Origin of the sequence: Nonomuraea sp. NPDC050202 (assembly GCF_040656115.1) — a bacterium.
Taxonomy (GTDB): domain Bacteria; phylum Actinomycetota; class Actinomycetes; order Streptosporangiales; family Streptosporangiaceae; genus Nonomuraea.
This window is the reverse complement of sequence record NZ_JBFALF010000009.1, coordinates 309,549-330,912: the sequence shown is the minus strand read 5'-3', so window position 1 is coordinate 330,912 and position 21,364 is coordinate 309,549. Positions and strand designations below refer to the sequence as shown.

Annotated in this window: 17 protein-coding genes; 9 read left to right on the top strand and 8 right to left on the bottom strand. The window is 72.0% G+C overall.

Features of this window, described 5'->3' with window-relative positions; all coding sequences use genetic code 11:
- The first annotated feature begins 1 nt into the window (after window position 1).
- Window positions 2-601: a hypothetical protein gene (locus tag AB0I79_RS26045; protein WP_357877368.1), complete on the top strand. Its 600-nt coding sequence runs from the start codon at window positions 2-4 to the stop codon at window positions 599-601.
- Between the two features lie 515 nt (window positions 602-1,116).
- On the opposite strand, the gene AB0I79_RS26040 is transcribed toward AB0I79_RS26045, so the two are convergent.
- The 5 genes from AB0I79_RS26040 to AB0I79_RS26020 all read right to left on the bottom strand — a co-directional run bounded on the left by AB0I79_RS26040 (window position 1,117) and on the right by AB0I79_RS26020 (window position 5,197).
- On the bottom strand, window positions 1,117-1,281 hold the full coding sequence (locus tag AB0I79_RS26040) for a hypothetical protein (protein WP_357877365.1): 165 nt from the start codon (window positions 1,279-1,281) through the stop codon (window positions 1,117-1,119).
- A 73-nt stretch (window positions 1,282-1,354) separates the two neighbouring features.
- A complete protein-coding gene (locus AB0I79_RS26035) occupies window positions 1,355-1,624 on the bottom strand; it encodes a WhiB family transcriptional regulator (RefSeq protein ID WP_103964555.1) in 270 nt (89 codons plus the stop codon).
- Between the two features lie 130 nt (window positions 1,625-1,754).
- Window positions 1,755-2,021: a hypothetical protein gene (locus AB0I79_RS26030; protein WP_357877362.1), complete on the bottom strand. Its 267-nt coding sequence runs from the start codon at window positions 2,019-2,021 to the stop codon at window positions 1,755-1,757.
- Window positions 2,022-2,134: 113 nt separating this feature from the next.
- Complete coding sequence (gene tesB / locus AB0I79_RS26025) at window positions 2,135-3,004, bottom strand: acyl-CoA thioesterase II (RefSeq protein WP_357877359.1); 870 nt, start codon at window positions 3,002-3,004, stop codon at window positions 2,135-2,137.
- A gap of 147 nt (window positions 3,005-3,151) precedes the next feature.
- Entirely contained in the window at window positions 3,152-5,197 is a 2,046-nt protein-coding gene (locus tag AB0I79_RS26020) for an ATP-dependent DNA helicase UvrD2 (protein ID WP_357877356.1), read from the bottom strand.
- Window positions 5,198-5,351: 154 nt separating this feature from the next.
- Between AB0I79_RS26020 and AB0I79_RS26015 the strand changes: the two genes are divergently transcribed.
- Entirely contained in the window at window positions 5,352-6,254 is a 903-nt protein-coding gene (locus tag AB0I79_RS26015; protein ID WP_357877353.1) for an alpha/beta hydrolase, read from the top strand.
- 72 nt (window positions 6,255-6,326) lie between these two features.
- Window positions 6,327-6,575: a mycoredoxin gene (locus tag AB0I79_RS26010; protein WP_357877350.1), complete on the top strand. Its 249-nt coding sequence runs from the start codon at window positions 6,327-6,329 to the stop codon at window positions 6,573-6,575.
- 3 nt (window positions 6,576-6,578) lie between these two features.
- Here the strand turns inward: AB0I79_RS26010 and nudC are convergent, their stop codons facing one another.
- Window positions 6,579-7,550, bottom strand: coding sequence for an NAD(+) diphosphatase (nudC, locus tag AB0I79_RS26005; RefSeq protein ID WP_357877347.1), 972 nt, complete (start codon window positions 7,548-7,550; stop codon window positions 6,579-6,581).
- Between the two features lie 147 nt (window positions 7,551-7,697).
- Here nudC and AB0I79_RS26000 point away from each other — a divergent pair, with 147 nt between their 5' ends.
- Genes AB0I79_RS26000 through AB0I79_RS25985 form a run of 4 tightly spaced genes read left to right on the top strand, consistent with a single transcriptional unit; the run spans window position 7,698 to window position 13,070 of the window.
- A complete protein-coding gene (locus AB0I79_RS26000; protein WP_357877344.1) occupies window positions 7,698-8,837 on the top strand; it encodes a siderophore biosynthesis protein in 1,140 nt (379 codons plus the stop codon).
- The gene (locus AB0I79_RS25995; RefSeq protein WP_357877341.1) at window positions 8,834-10,345 is read left to right on the top strand and encodes an IucA/IucC family protein; all 1,512 of its coding nucleotides are present in this window, start codon (window positions 8,834-8,836) and stop codon (window positions 10,343-10,345) included. The genes AB0I79_RS26000 and AB0I79_RS25995 overlap by 4 nt, the downstream gene beginning before the upstream one ends.
- 2 nt (window positions 10,346-10,347) lie before the next feature.
- Window positions 10,348-12,006, top strand: a complete 1,659-nt coding sequence (locus AB0I79_RS25990) for an IucA/IucC family protein (protein ID WP_357877338.1) — start codon at window positions 10,348-10,350, stop codon at window positions 12,004-12,006.
- Entirely contained in the window at window positions 12,003-13,070 is a 1,068-nt protein-coding gene (locus AB0I79_RS25985) for a type III PLP-dependent enzyme (protein WP_357877335.1), read from the top strand. Before AB0I79_RS25990 ends, AB0I79_RS25985 begins: the two co-directional genes overlap by 4 nt.
- Here AB0I79_RS25985 and AB0I79_RS25980 read toward each other — a convergent pair.
- Both AB0I79_RS25980 and AB0I79_RS25975 read right to left on the bottom strand, forming a co-directional pair.
- Window positions 13,030-16,311 (bottom strand): ATP-dependent DNA helicase, encoded by a 3,282-nt coding sequence (locus AB0I79_RS25980; protein ID WP_357877332.1) that lies wholly within the window; start codon window positions 16,309-16,311, stop codon window positions 13,030-13,032. The two genes, AB0I79_RS25985 and AB0I79_RS25980, sit on opposite strands and share 41 nt — an antisense overlap.
- The gene (locus tag AB0I79_RS25975; protein ID WP_357877329.1) at window positions 16,305-19,745 is read right to left on the bottom strand and encodes a UvrD-helicase domain-containing protein; all 3,441 of its coding nucleotides are present in this window, start codon (window positions 19,743-19,745) and stop codon (window positions 16,305-16,307) included. Before AB0I79_RS25975 ends, AB0I79_RS25980 begins: the two co-directional genes overlap by 7 nt.
- A gap of 249 nt (window positions 19,746-19,994) precedes the next feature.
- On the opposite strand from AB0I79_RS25975, the gene AB0I79_RS25970 reads away from it, so the two are divergent.
- Both AB0I79_RS25970 and AB0I79_RS25965 read left to right on the top strand, forming a co-directional pair.
- Complete coding sequence (locus tag AB0I79_RS25970; RefSeq protein ID WP_357877326.1) at window positions 19,995-20,648, top strand: class I SAM-dependent methyltransferase; 654 nt, start codon at window positions 19,995-19,997, stop codon at window positions 20,646-20,648.
- 78 nt (window positions 20,649-20,726) lie between these two features.
- Window positions 20,727-21,353, top strand: a complete 627-nt coding sequence (locus AB0I79_RS25965) for an NUDIX domain-containing protein (protein WP_357877323.1) — start codon at window positions 20,727-20,729, stop codon at window positions 21,351-21,353.
- Window positions 21,354-21,364 lie beyond the last annotated feature (11 nt).

Sequence of the window (21,364 nt, the reverse complement as noted above, 5' to 3'; positions counted from 1 at the left end):
CATGAGTGTTCAACGGGTCGCGGCAGTGGCGGGGTTCGTCTGCGCTGGGCTGCTCGTCGTCAACGCCGCCCGGCGGGGCGGGGTGTTGCCCGAGACGGCGTTCACCCATGCCATCGCACCGTTCGCGGCGCTGACCGGCTTACTCGCGATCACCGGCATCTACCTGCTCGTCCGCGCCAACGCCGGGGCGCTCGGGCTCGTCGGGTACGTGCTCAACTCGGCCGGGCTGGCCGGGGCGTTCGCGGTCGAGTACACGCTGCACTTCGTCTTTCCCTACCTCGGGGGTGGCACCGTGAGCGGGCTGCTGGCCGGTGGGACCGGGCGGGCGTTTCTGGTCACGTCGGCCGTTCTGCTGGTGGGGGTGCTCACGTTCAGCGCGGCGGTGATCAGGAGCGGGGGCATGCCCGTGGTGGACGTGGTGCTCTACGCGGCGGGCATGGTGCCCGGGTCGCTGCGGAACCTGGTGCCGGAGCCGGTCTACCTGGCCGGGCTGGTGATGGCGGCGGTCGGGGTCGCGTGGATGGCGGTGCGGCTCTGGGGCGCGGAGGAGGAGCCGATGGTGGCGGTGGGCCGGCAACGAGGAGCGAGTCCCGCCGGCTGATGGCGCGGCAGGGTGCCGGGCTTCTCTGACGTGTTCGGCAGTCAGTCGCGTGCAACAGCCGACGCCATGAGGCACGGGCCATCGCGTGCAACAGCCGACGTCACGAGGCACGGGCCATCGCCTGCGACAACCCACGCCATGAGGCACGGGCCATCGCCTGCGACAACCCACGCCATGAGGCACGGGCCATCGCCTGCGACAACCCACGCCATGAAGCGGAGACTGTCGCGCGCGACAGCCCGGGCCGTGATGCGAGGGGCATCGGCCGCAACAGCCCGCGCCGTGAAGCAAGCGCCATCGCCAGCTACAGCTCACGTCGTTGGCGGGAAGCGGGCGCGTACGGCAGACCCCTTCGTGTGGCGGAGTCGGCGCGTTGTGCGACGGCGGCCCGGGCCGCGGGGTGTGTGGCGGGGACATGAGGGGAGGGGCAAGGGAAAGAGCCGGGCGCTGGTTGCGCCCGGCTCTCAGGAAGGATCTGGCCGGGAGATCCTGCGCCGGCGGCAGGATCTCCCGGGTCAGATCTGACGGCTCAAGGCCTGGCGAAGGCGGTCGTTCGCCCGCTTGACCTCCCGCCGCGCCCGCTGCACGCGCGAGACGCGCAGGATGAGGCGTTGCTCCTCCGCCTCTCGGTGGAGGGTTTGTATTCGGTCATTGACCAGGTCATGGATGAGATCCGGCACTGCTCTGCTCCTGCTCGGTCGAGTGATCATTCGCTTGTTCGCTTTCTGGTTCGTAGGTGCGGGATGGTGATGGTCAGGCAGCGACCGGGTGCTTACGAGGACGCCCACGCGGCCGCTTGCGGGGAACGACGGTCCCCCTGAGGATCAGCTCGCCGCCCCAGACCCCCCACGGCTCCTCGCGCTCGAGCGCGCGGGCCAGGCAGGCCTTCTGGATCGGGCAGCCGCCGCAGAGTGCCTTGGCGAACTCGACGTCCTCCGGCGACTCGGCGAACCACAGGTCAGGGTCGGTACGACAGGGGATCTTGGCTTCGTCGATCAGGTCCATGATCGTCTTCGCCCCCATCTGCTTTCTCCTTCGATCGATCTTTGATCTTTAGTCGGGCACCTCATAGGTGGTCGGAGGATCACGGACAAACAAGAAGGCCGCGGATCCTGTGTGCGGATCCGCGGCCTGGGGGGCTGCTGTTTGCCGGTCAGGTTATGACCGGAGCATCCCTCCAGGGTTGCGGACCGCACAGTCCACCCTTGGTGAGCTGGTTGGCCGGCAGTTCGATACGTCCCTTGTAGACAGGAGCGCCTTGCGCGGCGGCCACGCCGGCGTGGGCGTGCGCGTAGAAGGCGGCGGCCTGGCTACGGGCAGACTTCTCCTGCCGCAGCTTGGCTGGCCCATCGGCGAGCCTCACCGAGTCACGGCATGCGAAGGCGAGCCACTGCGTGGCCGACATCTGAATGCTGATCACCTGGACTCACCTCCACTCTCTGGGTCGTCGAACAGAGCTGTCCGACTCGCTTGACCATGACCCTAAACCGGGAACCCGGGAAGGGGCAACATATTTTCTACCTGCGATTTCGCCTATTTCGTGAGGCGAATCATGGCTTCCTGGACGACTGATACCACGAGGTCACCCGACGCGGTGTACATCTCACCCCGCGCGAGCCCCCGGGCCCCCGCCGACCACGGTGACTCCTGAGCATAGAGCAGCCAGTCGTCGGCCCTGAAGGGGCGGTGGAACCACATGGCGTGGTCGAGCGAGGCCCCCATGACGTTCGAGGCGCCCCAGGCCATGCCGTGGGCCAGCAGTATCGTGTCGACCAGCGTGAAGTCCGAGGCGTACGCGGCCAGCACCACGTGCAGGAGCGGGTCGTCGGGCAGGTCGGCGTGGTAGCGGAACCACACGTTCGTCTGCGGGCTGCGCAGCTCGGGGTTCTGGAACGCCTCCCACGTGAGCGGCGAGGCGTAGCGCGCGTCCACCGGCCGGGGGCGGGTGAACCACTCGCGCAGCTCCGGGTGGTCGCCGACGAGCTCGTACATCCGGTCCTGGAACGTCGGCAGCGTCTCCGGCTCGGGAACCGAGGGCATCACCGAGGCCTGGTGCGAGACCCCCTCCTCGAAGACGTGGAACGAGGCGGACATCGTGAAGATCGCCTTGCCGTGCTGGACGGCCACCACGCGCCGGGTGGTGAACGATCGCCCGTCACGCAGCCGCTCGACGTTGTAGACGATCGGGATGGACGGGTCGCCGGGGCGGATGAAGTAGGCGTGCAACGAGTGCACGTTCCGGTCCTTGGGGACCGTGCGGCCGGCCGCCACCAGGGCCTGCGCCGCCACCTGGCCGCCGAAGACACGCTGGATGCGCTCTTCCGGGCTCCTGCCGCGGAAGATGTCGAGCTCGATCTGCTCCAGGTCGAGCAGATCCAGGAGCTCCTTCAGCGCCGAGTTCACGTGTCCGTCCCCTTCGTGGTCACCGCTCCTCGGGACACGTTCCCCCTCATGGTTACCGGTCCCTGGGACAAGTTTGGCGTGTCGTCCATTCCACCCCATGAGGGGGGCTGGTTTGTCCGATGATGCCCTCGCCGGGTTTCGGCTCCGTTACGAACCCCGGCACAGGGACAGGACGGCCTCGCCGTACCGGTCGAGCTTGACCCTGCCGACCCCGGCGATCGACAGCAGCTCCTGCTCGGTGACCGGCGCGCGCTCGGCGATGGCCTGCAGCGTCACGTCGGTGAAGATGACGTACGGCGGCACCTTGCCCTCCTTGGCCGTGGCCGTGCGCCACGACTTCAGCCGTTCGAGCAGCGCCTCGTCGTAGTCGGCCGGGCAGGCCGAGCAGCGGCCCAGCTTCTGCTCGGCGGCGTTCACCAGCGTCTTCGCGCACACGCGGCAGCTCACCGGCGCGGCCACCTGGCGGCGCTCGCGGGCGGACGGCGCCATGCGCGGCGGGGACGAGGCGCGGCCGGTGAGCCCGTCGAGGAAGCGGGACGGGCGGCGGCTCTTGCGGCCTCCCGGCGCGCGGGCCAGGGCCCAGGAGATCGACAGGTGCTCCCTGGCACGCGTGATGCCGACGTAGAGCAGGCGGCGCTCCTCCTCGATCTGTTCGGGGGTCTCCGCGTAGATGATGGGCAGCATGCCGTCGGTGACCCCGACGAGGAAGACGGCGTCCCACTCCAGGCCCTTGGCGGCGTGCAGCGAGGCCAGCGTGACGCCCTCGACGGGCGGCGCGTGCTGCTCGGAGGCGCGGCGCTCCAGCTCGGCGACGTACGCGGGCAGGTCGGCCCCGTCCGCCGCCATGTCCTCGGCCAGGTCGGCCAGCGCCTTGAGCGACTCCCACTTCTCCCTGGCCTTGCCTCCGCCGGGAGGCGCGGGGGTCAGGCCGATGCCGCCCAGGATGTGGTGGACCTCGGAGGCGAGGGGCTCGCCGGAGGCGGAACGGGCCGCGCCGCGCAGCAGCACGACCGCCTGGCGGATCTCGGGGCGTTCGAAGAACCGCTCGGCGCCGCGCAACACGTATGGGATCTCCGCCTTGGTCAGGGCCTCCTCGTACGACTCCGACTGGGAGTTGACCCGGAACAGCACGGCGATCTCGCGCGACGGAACCCCCTTGTCGAGCAGCTTCCTGATGGCCCTGGCCACTCCGGCGGCCTCGGCGGGCTCGTCGTCGTACTCGGTGAAGGCCGGCTTGGGCCCGTCGGGCCGCTGGGCGACCAGCTCCAGGCGGTGCGGCGACCGGCCCTTGGCGATCACCAGGTTGGCCAGGTCGACGACCTGCGGGGTGGAGCGGTAGTCGCGGACGAGCTTGATGACGGAGGCGTTCGGATGCTCCACCCCGAACCCGGTCAGGTAGCGCGGGCTGGCGCCGGTGAAGGAGTAGATCGTCTGGTTGGGGTCGCCGACCACGCAGAGGTCGTCGCGGCCGCCGAGCCAGGTGTCGAGCAGCAGCTTCTGCAGCGGGTTGACGTCCTGGTACTCGTCGACCACGAAGTAGCGGTACTGCTGGCGGATCTGCGCCGCCACCTCCTGGTGCTCGGTCATCACGGCCGCGGTCAGCTCCAGGATGGTCTCGAAGTCGACGAGGTGGCGCTCGCGCCTGATCCGCTCGTAGGCCTCGTAGACGCGGCTGAGCTGCTCGGCCGGGATCGGTGGCGTGCGGTGGTACTTCGTGGCGGCCGCCACGTAGTCCTCCGGGCCGATCTGCGTGACCTTGGCCCACTCCACCTCGGAGGCGATGTCGCGCAGCTCCGAGCGCTCGGGGGTGAGCCGCAGGCTGCGGCACGCCTCACCCAGGACGGGCAGCTTGGACTCGATGACCGACGGAGCCGCGCCGCCGATCACGCGCGGCCAGAAGAAGGTGAGCTGGCGCAGCGCCGCGGCGTGGAACGTGCGGGCCTGCACCCCGGGCGCACCGAGCGCGCGCAGGCGCTGGCGCAGCTCTCCCGCCGCGCGCGTGGTGAACGTCACAGCCAGGACGCTCTGCGCGTCGACCACGCCGCTGCGCACCGCGTACGCGATGCGGTGGGTGATCGCCCTGGTCTTGCCCGTCCCCGCGCCGGCCAGCACGCACACCGGCCCGCGCACGGCCTCGGCGACAGCGCGCTGCTCGGGGTCGAGTCCGATCAGTACGTCGTCCGCGTCGTTCACCTGTGTATCCTCCCAGCCGCTGGCGGAGAACCACTTTATTCTGGCAACATGCGGGGCCGACGTATGTTCGTAAGCTAGTAGTCAACAAGATGCAAAGAACTGGTCTTTTCCCCCACAATGGGGCCCGACCATGTGCATGGGGGAAAGGAAGGCCGTGCGAACTGCGGTTTCCGTGAGCGCTCTGGCGCTCGCTGCCGTCGCGCTCACACCCGTCGCCGCGAGCGCGTCCATGGAGCCGGCCCCAGCTCCCACGGCGGACACCCCCGTAGACGCCGAGGGCACCAGCGGGTTGTCGGTGGAGACCGTCCAGTACGGCTCGCACAAGCGTCAGAGCATGGACATCTGGTGGACGCCCGACGGCCAGCAGCGGCCGGGGATCTTCCTCATTCACGGCGGCTGGTGGTCCAGCGGCGACAAGAAGTACATGAGGGAGATCACCCGCAGCTACGCCGAGCTGGGCTACACCGTCTTCAACCTCAACTACCGCCTGTCGGGCGACGCGGCGTGGCCCGCGCAGCGCACCGACGCGCTGGCCGCGATCGCCGCGGCGCGCAAGCACGCCGACCGGTACGCCTTCGACCCGAACAACTACGTGCTCATGGGTTTCTCCGCCGGCGGGCACATCGCGGCGGCCGTGGGCACGTACGGCGACGGCATCGGCGGGCTCAAGGGCGTGGTGGGGCTCTCGCCGATCATCTCGCCACTGCGCGCGTACTCCGACGGAGAGAAGGCCACCGACGCCAACAAGCGCAAGCTCCGCACGGCCGCGATCAAGCTGGCCGGCGGCTGCGCGCCCAAGGGCAAGTGCTCGCGGGTGTGGGCGAGCATGGAGGTGGCCTGGCACGCCAGCCGCAAGGACGCCCCGATGCTGACCATCCACTCCGAGAACGAGTTCGTGCCGCCGGTGCAGAGCCAGTTGCTCAAGCAGATGCTCGGGCAGGTGGGGGTTCAGGTGTCGGTGTTCACGCAGCCGGGCACCAACCACAGCTCGCCGCTCTACCGGGAGCCGGGCGTGGCCGAGCGGGTGCAGGCGTGGATCGCCGCCCGGATCGGGTAATCCGGGATTAGACGGGCACTGCGCGTTGTTGCACGGATCGCCTGTTTCCTGACCTTGGAGGGATGTCCCAAGATGGCGCTCACGGTCTACAGCACCACGTGGTGCGGCCCTTGTAAGCGGCTCAAGGCCCAGCTCACCCGCGAGGGCATCAGCTTCGACGACATCGACATCGAGCGTGACCCGTCGGCGGCGGAGTTCGTGATGAGCGTCAACAACGGCAACCAGGTCGTGCCGACCGTCGTGATCGAGACGCCCAAGGGGCGCGTCGTCCGGACGAACCCCTCCGCCCGCGAGGTCAAGGCTCTGCTCGAAGCCGCCTGAGGCTCACCAGTCGCCGGTCAGCTCGCCGCCGTACCAGGTCTCGATCAGGCGGCGGGCGATCGAGACGGGAGGCGGCAGGCGCAGCTCGCCCGACTCCAGCGCCCGCGCCAGCTCCTGCCTGGAGAACCAGCGCGCCTCGGCGATCTCCTCGGCGTCGGGGGTGAGCGTGGTGGTCACGGCCTCGGCGAAGAAGCCCAGCATGAGGCTGCGCGGGAACGGCCAGGGCTGGCTGCCGAGGTAGCGCGGGCTGGTGACGGCGATGCCGACCTCCTCGGCCACCTCGCGCACGACGGCCGCCTCCAGCGACTCCCCCGGTTCCACGAACCCCGCCAGGATCGACAGCCGCCCCTGCGGCCACTGCGGCCCGCGGGCCAGCAGGCAGCGGTCGGCCTCGTCGCGGACCAGCATGATCACGGCGGGGTCGACGCGCGGGAAGTGCTGGCTGGAGTCCTTCGGGCAGACCCGGATGTGACCGCCGGCCTGCACGTCGGTGCGCGAGCCGCAGCGGGGGCAGAACTCGTGGGTGGCGTGCCAGGCCTCCAGCGCGACGGCGTAGACCAGCAGGCCCGCGTCGCGGTCGCCGAGCAGGCCGCCGACCTGGCGCAGCCCGGCGGCCACCGGCTCGCCCTCGGGCGTGTCGCGCAGGGACATCGGGATCGTCACGCGGCCGTTGACGTCGCCCTTGGGCAGGCCGGGCAGCGGCGCGGCCACGGCGAAGTAGGCGACGCCCTCCTCGACCCCCAGGAGGTAGCGCTGCCCGGGGGGCGCGTCGGCGGGCGTGAACAGCACCGCCTGCACCTCGTCACCCACCCGCCGCACGAGCGTGTGACCGTTGTCGATGACCAGCACCTTGGTCGCGGGATCTGCCCAGGCCCGCTCCAGCCACCGATCGTCGGCGCGCAAGGCCGAGGATCGGTCGATGGTCCCCCGCGCAAGCAGTAGCGGGCCGATGAGTTGCTCTTCCGCGGTCTCCACTGGTGCCGCCCCCTCCTGAGTCCCCTGTCATCCTATGACCTCGCAGTTAGCCGGTGTTTACGGTATCCGCGCACCGTAGTGATCTCTGTGGGGCTAAGATTCGACGGTTAGGTTAGCCTTACCTGATTCTTCGGGGGTGCCTTCGCGTTGCGGCTCTACCTGACCGCGCTCAAACCAACCGATTCCGTGACGGACGGCTTCCTGCCGGCGGCGCGGGCGCTGGGGTGCGAGGTGACGATCCTCACCGACCGGCCGGAGCGACATCCGTCCGCGGTGCTGTGCGACGTACGGGACCCGCGCGCGCTGATCGACACGATCGAGCACCTCGGCAGGCCGGACGCGATCTTCTCCAACTCCGACCACCTGCAGACCGAGACCGCGCTGGCCGCCGCCTATTTCGGGCTGCCGGGCAAGGACTGGCGGGCGTGCGCGGCGGCGAAGAACAAGTTCCTGATGCGGCGCAGGCTGATGGAGGCGGGGGTCGAGCAGGTCTTCTCCGTACGGCTCGGGCCCGGCGATCCGGTGCCTACGCAGGTGCCGTACCCCGTGGTGCTCAAGCCCCGCGAGGGGGTGGCCAGCGAGGACGTCATGCTGGTCGAGAGCGGCCTGGAGCGGGCCGTGGCCGAGATCAGGCGGCGGCGGCCCGGCGAGGCGCTGGTCGTGGAGGAGTACCTCGAAGGGCCGCTGCGGACGCTGGAGACGCTGGGGGACGAGAGCGGGCCGCGGGTGCTCGGCGGGTTCGAGACGACGCTGGGGGCGTTGCCGTACTTCGTCGAGGAGCGGCTCGACTGGGCTCCTTCCGATGGGTCCCAGGAGCACGTGCTGGCGGCGTTGCGGGCGCTGGGGGTCGGGTTCGGGGCCTGTCACACCGAGTACGTGGTCACGACCGGCGGGCCGCGGATCGTCGAGGTGAACTACCGGGTGATCGGCGATCACTGCGACTTCCTCCTGGGGGACGTGCTCGGGGTGCCGGTGTTCGAGTGGATCCTGGGGGTGCATCTCGGGAGGTCGGTGCCCGCCGTTCCGGAGATTTCCCGATTCGGGGCTGCGGTCAGCGTGGTCGCGGATCGGGCCGGGGTGATCAAGAGCGCGCCCGGGCACGAGTCCGCGGTCCTGGACGACGTGCGGCTGTGGCACCGGCCGCTGCGGGCCGTGGGCGAGGTCGTCACCCTGACCCGGACCAATCGCGACTACCTCGGCGTGGTGCGGGCCGTCGGGCCCTCCCGGGAGCGGGTGGACGCCGCGGTCGAGGAGTTCCAGGCCGCGCGGCCGTGGGTGGTCGAATGAGGTCGCGGGAGGCCTACCTGGCCGCTCGCGTGCTGAATGCCCTGTTGCGCGAGGACTACGGCGGGGTGGCCTCCCGCGTCACCCGGACCAAGGACGGGGTGGGGCTGTCGCTCGCCGATGGGCGGTGGGTGCGGCTCTCTCCCGGGGTGTTGTTCCAGGACTTCGTGGTGGCCGCCGACGAGCGGCTGGGGCTGGAGCAGGTGCTGGAGACGCTGGTCGAGGTCTCGGCGCCGGAGGACTCCGAGGGGGTCGCGGCCTTCTTCGAGGAGTGTGTGGCCGCGCTGGCGGCGCTGGAGTTGTTCGACGAGCGGAAGGGCTCGGTGCCGGGGCCCTCGTACGAGATGCTGGCCGCCTCTGTGGATCACCCCGTCTATCCGACGTCCCGGGCTCGGGTGGGGTTGTCGGAGGCCGAGCTGGTGGCGTACGCGCCGGAGTTCGGGGGGTCGTTCGAGCTGCGGTGGGCGGCGGTTCCACGCCGTGCGCTCGCGCAGGGCTCCGCCGTGTGCCTTCCCGCCGACGCGGCGCCGCCGGATCAGGCGACCGGCCTCGCGAAGGCACGCGGCCTCGCGGAGGCCGATGAGGTGCTGTTTCCCGTGCATCCGCTGGCCGTGGACGAGGTGCGAAAGGTCGGCGGGGTGCGGCTGCTGGACGAGGCGGCCGTGACCGTGCGGCCGACGCTGTCCATGCGGACCGTCGAGGTCGGCCCGCGCCTGCATCTCAAGCTGCCGCTGCCCATCAGCACCCTGGGTGCCAGGAACCGGCGCTCGATCAAGCCCGGCACGCTCGCCGACGGCGCCAGGGCCGAACTGCTGCTGCGGGAGCTGGCCGGCCCCGACGTGGTGCTCGCCGACGAGCAGACGTACGCGGACGCCGGGCACGAGTACCTCGCCTGGATGGTGCGGCGGCTGCCCGAAGGGAAGATCGTGCCGGTCGCCGCGCTGGCCGCCCCCGGCGTGCTCGCCGAGCTGGGCGACGTGCTGCCCGGCTACCTGCGGTTGCTGCTGCGGTGGAACGTACGGCTGTTCGTCCGCTACGGCGTCGCGCTCGAGGCGCACCAGCAGAACCTGGCCCTGCTCTTCCAGGGCGACCGGCTCAAGCTGCTGGTCAAGGACAACGATGGGCTGCTGGCCTCCCCGTCGCGGCTGCGGGCCGCCGGGGTCGCGGTGCCGGAGTTCGCCGACGAGCGCATGCTGAACGACGACCCCCACGCCCTGGCCGACGTCTTCGTGACCATCACGCTGCACCTGGCGGCAGCCGCCGTGGCGTTCGGCGCGCTGCCGCACGACCGGGCCGCCGCGCTGCTGCGGGACACGCTGGCCGAGGCGCTCGACGAGTACGGCGACGACCCCATGGCCAGGCTCCTGCGCGCCAGGACGCTCGACGCGGCCCGGCTGACCGGCAAGTCCATGATCACCGCTGGCACGCTCGTCTCCAAGGAACGTTCCGGAGCGCGCGACGTCAACAAGTTCTACGGCACCAGCGGGCCGAACTACCTGAGGAGAGCCTGAACATGCACGGACTGGCCATCGACGCGCCTTCCGGCCCTGCCGAGCAGGCGACGCTGGCGGCCCTGCTGCGCTGCTGCGTGCGGGAGGTGGCCGGGCCGCGCGGGCTGGTGTGGCCGGCTCCGCCGTACCTGCTGCTGCGGGTGGCGGGCACGCTGCTGCGGGCGCGTACCCATGGCGGGGCGGCGCTGCGCTTCGACGGCCCGCCCGAGCGGCTGGAGGCCGGCGTGTGGCGGCCGCTGGCGGCCGACGAGCTGGTCCGGCTGGTCGAGACAGAGCTGCAGGAGCGGAACGGCCCGCAGGGGCAGAGCGGGCCGCAGGGGCAGAGAGGGCCGCAGGGGCAGAGAGGGCCGCAGGGGCGGAACGGGCCCCAGGGGCAGAACGGGTCGTCGGGGCAGAGCGGGCCGCAAGGGTACAACGGCGAGTTCGCCGAACAGGTGGCGGCCAGCAGGGACGCGGTGGCGGCCATCCTGCGGGCCAGGGCAGCGGCCGTGCCGCCCGCCGATCCGTGGCTGGCCTCGGAGCAGGCGCTGGTGTACGGGCACCCGTTCCATCCCAGCCCCAAGGCGCGGGGCGGGGACGGCTGGCTGGCGTACGCGCCCGAGGCGCACGCCCGCTTCCCCGTCAGGCTGCTCGGCGTGCCGGAGGACGCGCTGGCCGAGGGCGGTGACGCGTCGGCGCTGGACGCCATGGGGAGCGGGCCCGACGGTTACCGGGTGCTGCCGGCGCATCCGTGGCAGCTCCAGCTGCTGGGGCCGGTGCTCGGGAGCGAGCTGATCGACCTGGGCCCCGGGCCGGTGGTGGTGCCGACCTCGTCGGTGCGGACGGTGTACGTGCCGGAGGCGGAGGTCTGCCTGAAGTTCTCCCTGGACGTGCGGATCACCAACTGCGTACGCAAGAACGCCTGGTACGAGCTGGCCGGAGCCGTGGAGCTGACCGAGCGGCTCAGGCCGGTGTTCGCCGAGATCACGGTGAATCACCCCACGACCCGCTGGCTCCCCGAGCCGGGATACCGGTCGGTCGCGCTCGGCAGCAGGCTGCACGAGGGCCTGGGCGTGATCGTCAGGCGCAGCCCCTGGGCCGCCTGCTCCCCCGGTGTCACCCCGATCCTGGCCGGCGCCCTGGCACTCGACGCGAAGGCGCCCGACCCGGCCGCGTGGTGGCGCTCGTACGTGACGGTGGTCGCGCTGCCGGTCCTGGAGCTGTACTTCGCGCACGGCGTGGTGCTGGAGCCCCACCTGCAGAACGTCCTGGTCGGTCTGGACGGCGACGGCATGCCCGTGGAGGCCGTCTTCCGCGACCTGGAGGGCACCAAGCTCGTCGCGGGCCGCCACGACCTCGGCGGGCTGCACCCCGAGGTGGCGCGCGCGCTCACCTACGACGCCGAGCGCGGCTGGGCCCGCGTGGTCTACTGCCTGCTCGTCAACCACCTCACCGAGATCGCCGCCACGCTCGCGGGCACGGACGACCAGCTGCTGCGCGAGCTGTGGCGGAGCGCCAGGAGCCTGTTCGACCGGCAGGCGGCGGGCCTGGGGTGGCCGCTGCCGCTGTCGGACCTGCTGGCCGGCGCCCCGCTGCCCGCCAAGGCGAACCTGGGCGTGCGCTGGGCCAGGGCGGCCGACCGCGCCGCCGGTTACGTCCCGATCGCGAACCCGCTCGCATGATCGGCCGGCACGTCCTGACGGCCGCCGCGGCCCTCCCCGAGGTGCCCGCCTACCTGTACGACCTGCCCGCGCTGGACGAGCACGTCGCGTCCGTACGGCGCGCGCTGGGCGCCGTCGAGCTGTACTACGCGGTCAAGGCCAACCCCGACGCCGAGGTGCTGCGAGTGCTGGCCGGGCACGTGGACGGGTTCGAGGTGTCGTCGGCGGGCGAGCACGCGCACGTCACCGGCCTGTTCCCGGGCGCGCGGGTGGCGCTGGGCGGCCCCGGGAAGACCGACGCCGAGCTGCGCCTGCCGCACCACCGCATCCACGTCGAGTCCCCGAACGAGCTGCGCCGCCTGCTCGGCACCGGGCTGGAGGCGGACGTGCTGCTCCGGCTCAACCCCGACCTGCCGGTGCCGGGGGCGGCGCTGACGATGAGCGGGCCGTTCGGGATGGACGAGGACGGGGTGGCTCAGTGCCTGCCGCTGTTCGGCGACCGCGTACGGCTGCGCGGCCTGCACACCCACCTGGCCAGCGGGCTCGACGCGGAGCGGCTGCTCGGGCTGGCGCAGCGGTTGCTGGACAACGCCTACGAGGAGGTCAACCTCGGTGGCGGGATGGCGGTGTCGTACGAGTCGCCCGGGTCCCGCTTCGACTGGGAGGCGTACGGGAGGGGGCTGGCCGAGCTCGGCCGGGGCAGGCGGCTGCGGATCGAGCCGGGCCGGGCGCTGACCGTCTACTGCGGGTACTACGTGACCAGGGTCGTGGACGTGAAGCGGGTGCGCGGCCAGGCGTACGCGATCCTGCTGGGCGGCACCCACCACCTGCGTACGCCGGCGACCAAGGGGCACGACCAGCCGTTCACCGTCCTGCCGGCGGGCAGGCCGGACGTGGCGGACGAACCGGTCACGCTCGTCGGCCAGCTATGCACCCCGAAAGACGTTTTCGCCCGAAATATCGTGACCTCGGTGGGCGTGGGGGACACCGTGGTGTTCGAGATGGCCGGAGCCTACGCCTGGAACATCTCCCACCACGACTTCCTCATGCATCCGAAGCCGGCTTTCCACCATCTACGAGCCTGACGCTCTCGATCAGCGCCACCAGCCCGCCGGCGTCGAGCAGGTCGACCGGGCGCACGGTGCGGTTGGCGCGGACGTAGTGGAAGGCCGCCCCCACCTCCTCCAGCGGCACCTCCGCCAGGTGCGACCAGGCCAGCCGGTACGCGGCGAGCTGCACGGCGGCGGCCCTGGCGGCCTTCTTGCCCCTCGGCGGCTGCCCGGTCTTCCAGTCGACGACCTCGTAGCCGCCGCCGGCCCGCTCGAAGACGGCGTCCATGCGCCCGCGCACCAGCCGATCGGCGATCATGGTCTCGAACGGCACCTCCAGATCCACCGGCCGCCGGTCGGCCCACTCGCTCTGCTCGAACCGCTCCTGCAGCTCCGCCAGCCGCACATCGGCCTCTTCGAGCTCCTCGTCGTACAGCTCCAGGTCGTCGATCAGCCGCTGCTGGTCCCACCGCGTCTCCAGCCACTTGTGGAACGAGGTGCCCCGGCGGGCCAGCGGCGCGGGCTTGACCGGCACGGGGCGGCGGATCCTGCGGGCCAGCTCGCGCGGGTCCGCGGCCAGCGTGACGAGCGAGGACACGGTCAGCTTCATCGGCAGCTCGACCGTGGTCGCGGGCCTGCGCCGGTGCAGCTCCCGCTCGCGCAGCAGCAGGCCGGTGTCGCGCTGCCAGGCCCTCAGCCGCTCCTCCTCGTACGCCTTGATCGGCTCGTCCTCGTACGGCCCCAGCGTGCCCGCCAGCGCGTCCTCGACCAGGCGGGCGCCGTCGAGCACCGACTCGTAGCGCAGCCCCTCGGGCTCGACCGGCCAGGTGGCCGCGGCCGGCTCGGCCAGCAGCGGGTTCGTGGCGCCCTCTTCGAGGTCGTCCGCCCAGAACGAGATCCGGTCGGCGGTGTCGCGGATCTCCAGCAGGAAGTCGGACGGCTCCAGCGGCTTGGTCGCGCTGCCCCAGCGGTAGCCGGAGGCGATCAGGTGGTAGTGGGCGCGCGTCACGGCCACGTACGCGAGCCTGCGCTCCTCCATGAGGTCCCGCTCGCGGCAGTGCTCGTCGAAGGCCGCCAGCTCCTCCTTGCTCAGCCCGCCCAGCCGGGGCAGGTCGGCCGCGTCGCCGCGCAGCGCGTACGGGAGCTTGCGCGGGTTCTCCGTCCACCGGCTGTTCATCACCGGCGTGGCGGGGAAGATGCTGCCGGTCGCGATCGTCCCCTTCGAGCTCAGCAGCTGCGACAGGCCGGGCACCACCACGACCGGCCACTCCAGGCCCTTCGAGGCGTGCACGGTCATCAGCTTGACGCTGTTGCTCTCGCCGACCCGGCCCGCCTCCAGGCCGAACTCCTCGCTCTCCGCCGCCTGGAGGTAGGCCAGGAACGCCCCCAGCGTCGGATCCTCGGCATCGCCCGCGAACCTGGAGGCCGCGTCGAGGAACGCGTCGAGGTCGGCCCGCGCCGCGAACGCCCCCACCGTGCCGCTGCGCGCCGCCACCTCGATGTCCAGGCCGAGCCTGCGCTCCACCTCGCTGATCAGGTCGGGCAGCGGCTGCGCGGTGTGCGCGCGCAGCTGCCGCAGCTCCTGGGCGAGCGCCACCAGCCTGGTGCGGGCCAGCGGCGAGAACGGCTCCAGCCACTCCTCCCTGTCGGGCAGCTCGTCCAGCGCGTCCACCAGGCTGCCGCGCTCCTCGGCCAGGTCGGCCACCACCTGGTCGAGCGGGTCGTCCTCGCGGTGGCTCTGGCTCAGCTCGCGGGCCAGCGTGCGGGCGTGCTCGCCCAGCACCCGCAGGTCGGCCGGGCCGATCCGCCAGCGGGGCCCGGCCAGCAGCCTGGCCAGCGCGTCGCCCGCCGTGGCGTCGTACAGGACGCGGAGGGTGGCCACGATGTCGTTCACCTCGGGCACGGTCAGCAGGCCGCCCAGGCCCACCACCTCGACCGGGATGTCGCGCTCCTCCAGCGCCCTGCGGATCGCGGGGAACTGCGAGCGCTTGCGGGCCAGGATGGCGACGTCCTGGGGTTGCAGGGCGAGCGTCTTCTTGCGCTCCTTCTCGCCCCACGGCAGGCCGTCGGGGGCGGTCTCCTGGCCCAGGAGCCTGGCGATGCCCTCGGCGATCCACCTGGCCTCGTCCTCGGCGGTCTCGTGGAAGGCGCAGGTGACGCGGCCACGCTCGACCCGGTTCGGGCCGGGGACCAGCACAGGGACCTCGCGGGCCTCCATGCGCAGCGGGAGCTGGACGCGGGCGGCCACGTCGAGCACCCGGTCGCCGTTGCGGAAGCTGACGCTGAGCTGGCGGACCGGGGCCGGGTCGCCGGCGGCGGTGCGGAAGTCCGAGGGGAAGCGGCGCAGGTTGCCCGCCGAGGCGCCACGCCAGCCGTAGATCGACTGGCACGGGTCGCCCACGGCGGTGACCGGGTGGCCGCCGCCGTAGAGCGAGCGCAGCAGGACGAGCTGGGCGTGGCTGGTGTCCTGGTACTCGTCGAGCAGGACCACCGAGTAGCGGCCCCGCTCGATCTCGCCGACCTCCTTGTGGTTCGCGGCGATCCTGGCGGCCAGCGACATCTGGTCGCCGTAGTCGATGACCTCGCGGGCGCGCTTGAGCCGCTCGTACCGCTCCACCAGGGGCAGGAGCTGCTCCCTGGCCGAGTGCACGTTCAGCGGCTTGCGCTGGGCCAGGGTCGTCCTGCCGGGGAGCACGGCGTGCCTGGCCTCCAGCCACTCCCCCACGCGGCGCACGTCGGCGGGCGAGCGCAGGTGCTCCGACAGCTCTCCTGCCAGCTCCAGCAGCGCGGCCGTGACCGAGGGCGGGCCCAGCTCGATCCTGTCCATCGGCCCGTCGTACATCGCCACCACCCGCGAGGCGAGCTGCCACGACACGGCGGGCGTGACCAGGCGCATGGTGGGCTCCAGGCCCTCGCGCAGCGCGTGGTCGGTGACCAGGCGGGCGGCGTAGGCGTGGTAGGTGGACACGGTGGGCTCGTTGTCGAGCGCGCCCGGCTCGACCAGCCCGGCCTCGGCCAGGCCGTTGAGCCGCTCCCGCACCCTGGTGGCCAGCTCGGCGGCGGCCTTGCGGGTGAACGTCAGGCCCAGCACGTTCTCCGGCTTGACCAGGCCGTTGGCGACCAGCCAGACCACGCGGCCGGCCATGGTCTCGCTCTTGCCTGAGCCGGCGCCCGCCATGACGACCATCGGCTCCAGCGGGGCCTCGATGACCGTCGCCTGCTCGGGGGTGGGCGGGAGGATGCCGAGCTTGCCGGCGAGTTCGACGGGGGTCAGCACACCTGGCCCCCGTTGTCGTTGACCGGGCAGCTCGCCCTGGCCGCGCAGGTGCGGCAGCCGTCGTTGACCTTGGCCTGGAAGAACGGGCCGGACATGCCGGTCGCCACGGTGTCGACCAGGTCCTTGGCCCAGCCCGGGTCCTTGTCGTCGCCCAGCGCGCCCTGCGACTGCTCCAGCGCCTCGTTCTTGCCCGCCGCCTTGCCGAGCTGCACCAGCGCGGCGCCGCCCGGCTCCGTCATGCCGTGCCGGGCGAACGCGCCCAGCAGCGCGGCGAGCTGGTAGACGCCGAGCTGCGGATGGCGATCGAGGTCGCCCGCCTTGGGCTTGGAGCCGCCCGTCTTGAGGTCGATGATCACCGCGCGGTTGTCGGAGTCGCGCTCGACCCGGTCGACGCGGCCCTTGATCTGGACGCCTTCCGACACCATCGCCGTGAACGCCTCCTCCAGGGCCACCAGCTCGCGCGGGTTCTCCTTGTGCCAGCGCAGGAACTTGCCGATCATCTGCTCGGCCACCTGGCGCTGCTTGCGGTTGTACCAGACGCCGCCGAAGTCGAGGTCGTTCCAGATCTGGTCCAGGCGGTCGCCCAGCAGGTCCTCGCTGGGCAGGTCGGTGGCCGCCAGGACGGCCAGGGCGTGGATGATGTTGCCCAGGCCCTGGGCGGTGCTGGTGCCGGCCGCGCCGACCGCCGTCTCCAGCAACCAGCGCAGGCCGCACTTGGTGAAGCTCTCCACCGCCGACGGCGAGATGCTGACGACGCCGTCCGGCCAGCTCAGCGGGCGGTCGTCGGAGATCGGGGTGAGCGCGTACCAGTCGTTGGGGTGGGCGCCCTGCACCCCGGCGGCGGCCAGGCGGGCGAGCTGCCGCGCCGCCTCGTGCCGCACCCTGCGCGGCTTGGTCGGGTCGGTCACCGCGCTGCGCAGGTCGGCCACCAGGGCGGACATGTTCAGCCAGCGGGCCCGGTCGTCGACCGTGGCCGACTCCACCGCGCCCGGCAACAGCTCCGACAGGAACCTGGACGGGCGCTCGTCGGTGTCCTCGCCGCCCACGGCCGTGACCACCAGCCTGCGCCTGGCCCTGGTGGCGGCCACGTAGAAGAGCCTGCGCTCCTCTGCCAGCATCTTGGAGACCAGCGAGGTCTTGTTCGGCTCGCCGCCCTCGACCACGTCGATGAGGTCTTCCACGCCCAGCAGCGACCCGCGCAGGCGCAGGTCCGGCCAGACGCCCTCCTGGACGCCCGCCACGACCACGACGTCCCATTCGAGGCCCTTGGAGCGGTGGGCGGTCAGCACGCGCACGGCGTCGCCGTCGGGGGCGCGGTCGGCCAGCGTGTCGCCGGGGATCTCCTGGGCCGCCAGGTCGTCGAGGAACACCTCGGGCCCTGCCATGGGCATCCGGTCCACGAACCTGGCCGCGTGGTCGAACAGCGCCACCACGGCGTCGAGGTCGCGGTCGGCCTGCGCGCCCCTGGGGCCGCCCGACAGGCTCTGCTCGCTCCAGCGGGGGGCCAGGCCGCTCGCGTCCCAGATCGTCCACAGGAGGTCTTCGGCGGTGCCGTCCTGGTGCACGGCCTCGCGGGCGGCGGCCAGGAGTCGCGCCACCCGCTCGGCGGGCAGCGCGACGTGCGGCTCGACGCGGGTCAGCTCGCGGATGTCCTTGACCGCGGCGACCAGCAGCTCGCCGGACGAGCGTGCCTTGAACGGCAGCCCGTCGACCTCCTCGGCAGTCCCCGCCACCACGGGCTCGTCACCCTGGTCCTCCGCACGCTCGTCACCCTGGCCCTCCGCGCCCCCGTCGCCCTGGCCCTCCGCACGCTCGTCGCCCCGGTCTCCCGCGCGCTCGTCGCCCCGGTCTCCCGCGCGTTCGCCGCTCCGGCTCTCCGCATGCTCGTCGCCCCGGTCCTCCGCATGCTCGCCGGCCGTGTCCTCGTCCGGATCTCCCCGGCCGGCCGCCTCGCCGGCGGCCACGCCCATGGCCTCGTTCTCGGCGATCTTGAGTGCGCGGCGGAGGCGGCGTACGCCGATCATGTCGGTGCCGCCGAGCGGGCCCGTCAGCAGCTCCTCGGCGACGCCCTCGTCGAGCTGGGACGGATCCAGCGCCACCCGCAACATCGTGAGCAGCGGGCGCACGCCAGGCTCCTGCGCGATCGGCACCTCGTCGCCGGCGATCATCGTCGGCACGCCGGCGTTGGTCAGCGCCCGCCGCAGCAGCGGCACCTGCCGCCTGGCCGAGCGGACCAGCACCGCCATCCGGTGCCACGGCACCCCGTCGATCAGGTGGGCGCGGCGCAGCGTGTCGGCCACGATCGCGGCCTCCTGGCTGGTGCTGTCGGCCAGCAGCACGCGCACGTCGCCAGGGTCGGCGTCCGGCGGCGCGATGAGGTCGCGGTGGCCGTGCCGATGGTCGGGCCGATGGTCGGGCCGATGGTCGGGCCGATGGTCGGGCCAGTCGTCAGGGGTCTGGCCGGGCTCCTGCGTCGGCGCCGGGGCGACGGGCAGCTTGGCCGCCAGCCGGCGGGAGGCTTCCAGCAGGTCGGCCCCGCTCCTGCGGCACACGCGCAGCGCCAGCACCGGCGCCTCGCGGCCGTCGAGCGTCCTGAACCGCTCGGGGAACTTCATGATGCCCTGCACGTCGGCGCCCCTGAACCCGTAGATCGACTGGTCGGGATCGCCCACCGCGACCAGGTCGCGGCCGTCGCCGGCGAGCTGGGTCAGCAGCAGCTCCTGCGCCGGGTCGGTGTCCTGGTACTCGTCCACGAACACGACGTCGTGCGCCGCCCGCTCGCGCTCGCGGATCTCGGGCCTGGCCAGCAGCGCGGTGGCGGCGCCGACCAGCTCGGCGTAGTCGTAGGTCTCCTCGGGGGCCAGGTCGAACCTGTCCTGGTAACGCTCGGAGAAGCGCCCGGCCGCCGCCCAGTCGGCGCGCCCGTGCAGCCGGCCGAGGGCGATCAGCCGCTCGGCGTCGAGGCCGCGCTCGTTGGCACGGGACAGGAAGTCGCGCAGCTCCTCGGCGAAGCCGCGCGTCCTGAGCGGCTCGCGCAGCGACTGAGGCCAGTCGGGGGCGCCGATCTCCAGCTCGCCGTGGAGCAGCCGCCGGATCTCCAGGAGCTGCTCGGGGCCGGTGAGCAGGCGCGGCGGCGCCTTGCCCGCCAGCACGCACTCGCGGCGCAGCAGCGCGTACGCGTAGGAGTGGAAGGTCATGGCCAGCGGCGTGCGGGTGGTGCGGCGCAGGCGGCCGGTGACGCGGCGGCGCAGCTCCTCGGCGGCCTTGCGGCTGAAGGTGAGGATCAGCACGCGCTCGGGGTCGACGCCGCGCCGCTCGATCCTGTCGACCACGCTCTCCACGATCGTGGTCGTCTTGCCGGTGCCAGGACCTGCGAGAACGAGGAGGGGGCCGCTCCGGTGCCCGACCACGGCACGCTGATGCTCATCGAGCACAGGAGGCACATCGGGCCCCCCGCTGCCGCGCCGCACCAATCGCCAGGTCTGAGCACTCACAGCACTAGATTCCACCAGACCACAGGGGTAGATCGTGCCGACTTGCCCGGTCTCCCCTAGCGATCCGCCTACCGTATCGAGGCAAAAGTCAGATTTTCTTGCGACACGCCGGGCACTTTGTTCGCCACGAGCTTCACCCGTAGCGCGATATATCTTGACTTCTCAAGGACGCGACATATCGTGTCTGTCATGACAAAGGGCTACAGAGGCATCAGCATGGAGGGCCCGATCGCCCGCTGGTACGACACCAGCAACGGCAAGGCCGCCTCCCGCCACGACGAGCAGGTCGCCAAGGTACGGCAGTACGCCCCCAAGGGCTCCAGGATCCTGGAGGTGGCCCCCGGCCCCGGCTACCTGTCGATCGCCCTGGCCGGAACCGGCGACTACACGGTCACGGGGCTCGACATCAGCGAGACGTTCGTCGCGATCGCCCGGGGCAAGGCCCTCGACGCCGGCGTGCCGGTGGACTTCCGGCTCGGCAACGCCTCGGCCATGCCGTTCAACGACGACGCCTTCGACTTCCTCGCCTGCTTCGCCGCGTTCAAGAACTTCGCCGACCCGGCGGGGGCGCTGCGCGAGATGCGGCGGGTGCTGCGGCCCGGCGGGACCGGGCTGATCGTCGATCTGCGCAGGGACGTGTCCAAGCAGGCCGTCGAGGACGACGTGGCGCGGATGAGGATGGGCGTGGTGTCCAGGATGTTCACCAGGTTCGCGCTGCGGTCGTTCCTGCCGCGGCGGGCGTACACCAAGGCCGAGTTCGAGACGCTCGTCCCGGGGGCGGGCTTCGGCTCGTACGAGATCCGGCAGACGCCGCTGACCGTGGAGGTCGAGCTGCGCAAGTGACTTCGGCGATCCGGTCGCGTACGGAGTGTGGCGACTTGTAACGTAGGGTCAACGTTCCCTGTGCGGGGGGTTGATCGCATGCGCTGGCAGGTCCACTCCGAGAGGTCGGTCTACCACGACCCGTGGCTCGACGTGCGGATCGCGGACGTGGAGTTGCCCGACGGGCGCCATCTCGACCACCGCCTCATCCGTACGGCGCCGGGAGCGGGAGCCGTCGTCACCGACGAGAAGGACCGGGTGCTGCTGATCTGGCGGCATCGGTTCATCACCGACAGCTGGGGCTGGGAGATCCCGCTCGGGCAGGTGGACGAGGGCGAGATGCCGATGGCCGCGGCGGCGCGGGAGGTCGAGGAGGAGACCGGCTGGCGTCCGGGGGCCCTGCGGCCGCTGCTGGCGGTGCAGCCCGGCAACGGGTTCTCCGACGGGCTGAACCACATCTACCGGGCCGACTCCGCGACCCGCATCGGGGCGCCGTCCCACCCCTGGGAGGCGGAGCGGGTCGAGTGGGTGCCGCTCGCCCACGTCCGCAGGCTGATCGGCAACGGCGACGTCGTCTGCGGGACCAGCATCTCGGCGCTGCTGTACGCGTACGCCGAGAGCCTGCCGGACGACATCGTGCTCAAGACCTCGGACCTGAGCTTCCTGTACGAGTACGACCCCAAGAAGATCTACCCGCTGCCGGGAAACCTGCCCGACCTCTTCTGACCTCGCGGCGG

Bases quoted from the DNA above. Each gene is read 5' to 3' on its own strand.
- AB0I79_RS26045 (WP_357877368.1), top strand. From the start codon at position 2: ATGAGTGTTCAACGGGTCGCGGCAGTGGCGGGGTTCGTCTGCGCTGGG.
- AB0I79_RS26035 (WP_103964555.1), bottom strand. From the start codon at position 1,624: ATGGGGGCGAAGACGATCATGGACCTGATCGACGAAGCCAAGATCCCC.
- AB0I79_RS26010 (WP_357877350.1), top strand. From the start codon at position 6,327: ATGGCGCTCACGGTCTACAGCACCACGTGGTGCGGCCCTTGTAAGCGG.
- AB0I79_RS25995 (WP_357877341.1), top strand. From the start codon at position 8,834: ATGAGGTCGCGGGAGGCCTACCTGGCCGCTCGCGTGCTGAATGCCCTG.
- AB0I79_RS25990 (WP_357877338.1), top strand. From the start codon at position 10,348: ATGCACGGACTGGCCATCGACGCGCCTTCCGGCCCTGCCGAGCAGGCG.
- AB0I79_RS25985 (WP_357877335.1), top strand. From the start codon at position 12,003: ATGATCGGCCGGCACGTCCTGACGGCCGCCGCGGCCCTCCCCGAGGTG.
- AB0I79_RS25970 (WP_357877326.1), top strand. From the start codon at position 19,995: ATGACAAAGGGCTACAGAGGCATCAGCATGGAGGGCCCGATCGCCCGC.
- AB0I79_RS25965 (WP_357877323.1), top strand. From the start codon at position 20,727: ATGCGCTGGCAGGTCCACTCCGAGAGGTCGGTCTACCACGACCCGTGG.